Genomic DNA, 4,517 nt, shown 5'->3' with positions numbered 1-4,517 from the left:
AAGATACCGCCAACAAATTTTTTGCTCAGGTGGGGCAAGCTATCCCAACTGCTATTAACAATGGTGGACAACAAATCTTTCAAAATATCTACGCGGGATGGCAAACCCTAGCCGCAGAAACCGTCAATGGCGTTAATCAAGTTCTTTGGAAAAACATTTCTGGAAACTTCCTGCATATCTGGAATTTAGATAATAACTGGAATCGGGTTTCTTCTGAGGGACAATTTGCATTAAATTCTGCGGCAGCTTTCACTCAAGAAACTAATTTTGGCATAGATACCAATGGTGATGGTATTATTGGCAGTCCTTACACCACCGTTGAATCATCAGGTAACACTAAATTAGTCAAAGATACCGCCAACAAATTTTTTGCTCAGGTGGGGCAAGCTATCCCAACTGCTATTAACAATGGTGGACAACAAATCTTTCAAAATATCTACGCGGGATGGCAAACCCTAGCCGCAGAAACCGTCAATGGCGTTAATCAAGTTCTTTGGAAAAACATTTCTGGAAACTTCCTACATATCTGGAATTTAGATAATAACTGGAATTGGGTTTCTTCTGAAGGACAATACGCATTAAATTCTGCGGCGGCTTTCACTCAAGAGACTAATTTTGGCATAGATACCAATGGTGATGGTGTGATTGGTAGTCCCTCTAGTCTGACTTTGACAGGTACTAGTGGTAACGATATTCTTGTCGGTGGTACAAATAATGATGTTCTCACTGGTGCGGGTGGCAAAGATACCTTAACTGGTGGTTTAGGTGCTGACAAATTTGTTTACCAAAATCTTACTGATTCTCTCCTAGCTAACTTTGATGTCATCACTGATTTCAACGCCACTCCAGGTAATGATTTGTTCCGTGTTTCTACGGCATTAGCTGGATTTGTGGATGTGGGAGCAGTTAATACTCTAGATGCTGCTGGTATTGGGGCAAAATTAGCAGCTTTTGGTTCAAATTACGCTGCTCAATTCAGTTTTGGACAAAGAACTTTTGTCGCTGTTAATGATGCAACCGCAGGGTTTAATGCTGCTAATGATGCCATCATCGAAGTCACAGGTTTAACAGGAACATTGAATGTTAATAATTTTGTGATTGTTTAGATGATAGAGTAATTGATTTGATATGTAAGGGTTTAGCAGTGCTAAACCCTTACCATTTAATCTCACTAAAGTTAATAACATTGAAATATTCCATATCACTTTTTTGTCAATTTGTCAATAGTAAATTTCTGCGATCGCTCAAATTAGATCATTTCTGAGCAAATTTATGGCTAAAATTGTTGAGGGAATAGCTATTAATTTTGTAAAGTTTTGTATTATCCTGGGGAATTGAGTTCTGAAACTACTGTCAATAAAGGGTTTGATACTAACATCTTTTTCAAGCTTCAAAATTGACAATAAAAAACCCATTATGAAATTCTCTAAGATTATAGCAAATCGCGGAAAGTATTGCAAGCTCGTTGCTAAATAAAAAAGATTCTCAATTAATTATTAAGAAAATATAAAGTCAAATTGCTGTAAGTTATGAATATTAAAAGTATTCTTGCTTTAGGATAATTTAAACTTATGATAAAGCGATGACAACTGATCTATCTGAGAAAGAATGCTGGGGATTAAACTATGAGCATATTATTGGATTATAGCGCCTTGCGAGAATTTCAGATCCCCGACTTCTCTAAGAAGTCGGGGATCTTATGGATCTTATTGTTGAGCATAATACCGTGCATATCTTCCTTGTAATTCTAACAATTCCTCATGATTTCCCGATTCGACAATTTGCCCTTTTTCTAACACCAAAATGCGATCGCACTTCCTGACAGTTGACAATCTATGGGCAATAATTAACACCGTGCGGTTTTCCATTAATCTCTCCAAAGCCTCTTGTACCAAAGCTTCTGACTCTGAATCTAAGGCAGATGTAGCTTCATCAAGTATCAATATTTGCGGGTTGAGAAGGACTGCGCGAGCGATCGCAATTCGTTGTCTTTGTCCTCCTGATAAGTTCACACCTCGCTCTCCCACCCAAGTCTGATAACCTTCTGGTAATTGCTGAATAAATTGATCAGCATTGGCAATTTTTGCCGCTGATTCTACTGCTTTAATATCAAAATCATTCTGTCCAAAAGCGATATTTTGGGCAATAGTTCCCGAAAACATAATTGTTTCTTGGGGAACAATTCCAATTTGTTTTCTTAAACTATTTAAAGTCACATCTCGAATATTTACATCATCTATAAAAATGTCTCCAAATTCAGGATCATAAAATCGAGGTAACAGATTCACAAAAGTAGTTTTCCCAGCCCCAGAAGCACCAACCAAGGCAATGGCTTGACCTGGATTGACTAATAAACTAATATTATTTAATACAGGTTCTCCTGATTTATAGGCAAAAGTAATATTGCGATATTCAACTTTACCATTAACAGGCGGAAGAGTTATAGCAGTCGTTTTTTCTAATACTGTTGGTTGAATTGCTAATAACTCAAAAACCCGATCAACCGATGCTTCACCTTGTTTAAATTCATTATAATTATTGGTAATATGACCAATAGGATCAATTAACAAAGCTGCTGCTGTTAAATAACTAAAAAATTCACCGACTGTTAAATTGCGTTGAGATATTTGCCAAGTTCCTACCATGAGCAAAGATAAAGCACTCACAGCTTCTAAAAATCCGACAATGGGAATTTGAATCGCTTTTAATCTTTCTACCGAATATTTAGCTTTAAAACTGCGTTCGGCTTCATAACTAAATCGCTCTATTTCATATTTTTCTGCTGCAAAAGCTTGAATTAACCGAATCCCGCTAAAAACTTCCGTTAAAATAGCCGATAAATCAGAAATACGACTTTGACTTTTGAGAGAATATTTCCGTAAACGTTCCCCAAACCAACCAATTAAAATTCCCATAATTGGGGCAACAATTACCGTCGCTAGAGTAAGTTGCCAATTCAAATAAATCATGTAAATGGGAATGGCAATTAACTGTAAAGCACAGGGAGTAAAATCATGAAAAAGCTTATTGATAACTTCTCCAACCCTATCAACATCTTCCGTGAGACGATAGGATAAATCTCCAGCCTTAGCAGTTTCAAAATAGCTGAGATTGAGTTTTTGTAAATGAGTATAAACCTGTTGTCGGAGATAAAAAGCCACCCTTAAAGCTGCTTTTGCCATGTATAAATCTTGAACAGACTGAAAAAAGCCCCTGACAAGAAAGATAGCAGCACTGATTCCGGCTAATTGAGCGATCGCTAATACATTACCATCGCCAAAGGGAACTGCCAACTTACCCGCGACATTAATCAGGGTTAAAGTTGCCAGTACATATCCCAAAATTCCCACAAAACCCTTAGCGATAGTTTCCCACTGGGTGCGGATATAGGGTAAAAGTTGCCAATAATTAGAACGTGTTTTCAAGTTGTAACATCCACAAAAAATATTTTCCTTTGTTTGACGCTACCAGTTTTTGGTTTAATTTGGTCATAGAGAATTGATTTACCTTCCTAACCAACTCTTAATTACATCAAGTAAACTAGAACCACCCCACATCAAAGCAAACAGAATTGAGGTAGTTAAAATTGCTCCCATTACACAGAGGACTAAACCACCTAAACTAACAGCACCATCATCTTCTGATAAACCAAAGGCTGTGACAAAAATACCCATTGCAGGTAAAGTATTAGTTCCCGGGATGGGAATCATCATCGAAATAGCCATCAGAGCGATCGCACAACCAATAGTAATTCTACCTGGTAATGTTGTGCAAATATAAGATAGACGCGGACGAGCAATGGCTTCAATTCTTCGCAACCAAGGCAGTCCCGCTTTCAAAAATCCCTGAACTGTAGTAAGTTGCAGAGGATAATTCGCCATTTTTTGTGGCAACCAAGGAGTTTTTGCACCTGCAATTAACTGTGCAGCCAGAATAAAAATGAGAATACCAAAAGGAGTTGAGTACCCAGGTGCAGGAACTGGTAAAGCTGAAGGTAGAGACAAAATCACCAGCAAAAACCCAAAAATTCTTTCTTGAGCTAATAATAAAATATCTGCTAAAGTTACCTTTTCCGGTCTTTCCTCTTCAAAAAAATAGCGTTGTAATTCGTTGGATAGTTTAGCCATTATGTTGTCAAAAATTATTACAAGTGAGTTGAAGTTATCCGTCAAAAAACCCAATCAATAAACCAGATTCAGCAAAAATAATTCCCCTAGTCCAAACTAACCCAGCGATTTAATTAATTTTGGTAAATTAAACTGCATAAAATCCGATTTGCTCAAAAAGTTGCATTCAACATTTTAACGTTCATAAATTTATAAAAATAAAAAATAATATTAAGTTTAGATAAAATTATTTTATATTGAGTAAATATTTGGGTAAAAATAAAAAATGCAAAGATATTTAAAAGTGTTGAGATTATTTTGGAGTGCTGCTAGTGTGTTAATTTTGACAGGAAAACCAGGGATTTCCTTCATGCAGAAAGTATGATAGAAAAAAGGATACCTGAAAGCTCA

General features: G+C 36.6%; 3 protein-coding genes. 1 reads left to right on the top strand and 2 read right to left on the bottom strand.

Annotation, left to right across the window (positions count from 1 at the left end; all coding sequences use genetic code 11):
* A partial coding sequence (locus FJR05_RS02910) for a bluetail domain-containing putative surface protein (protein ID WP_305791107.1) occupies nt 1-1,106 on the top strand: 1,106 nt, incomplete at its 5' end.
* A gap of 600 nt (nt 1,107-1,706) precedes the next feature.
* Here the strand turns inward: FJR05_RS02910 and FJR05_RS02905 are convergent.
* Nucleotides 1,707-3,425 (bottom strand): ABC transporter ATP-binding protein, encoded by a 1,719-nt coding sequence (locus FJR05_RS02905; RefSeq protein WP_168642733.1) that lies wholly within the window; start codon nt 3,423-3,425, stop codon nt 1,707-1,709.
* Between the two features lie 78 nt (nt 3,426-3,503).
* Entirely contained in the window at nt 3,504-4,127 is a 624-nt protein-coding gene (locus tag FJR05_RS02900; RefSeq protein ID WP_168642732.1) for an exopolysaccharide biosynthesis protein, read from the bottom strand.
* Between the last annotated feature and the right edge of the window lie 390 nt (nt 4,128-4,517).

Source organism: Dolichospermum sp. UHCC 0259, assembly GCF_009711935.1.
Taxonomy (GTDB): Bacteria; Cyanobacteriota; Cyanobacteriia; order Cyanobacteriales; family Nostocaceae; genus Dolichospermum.
Note: the sequence above shows the minus strand (reverse complement) of the source record. Positions and strands in the feature narration are given on the sequence as shown.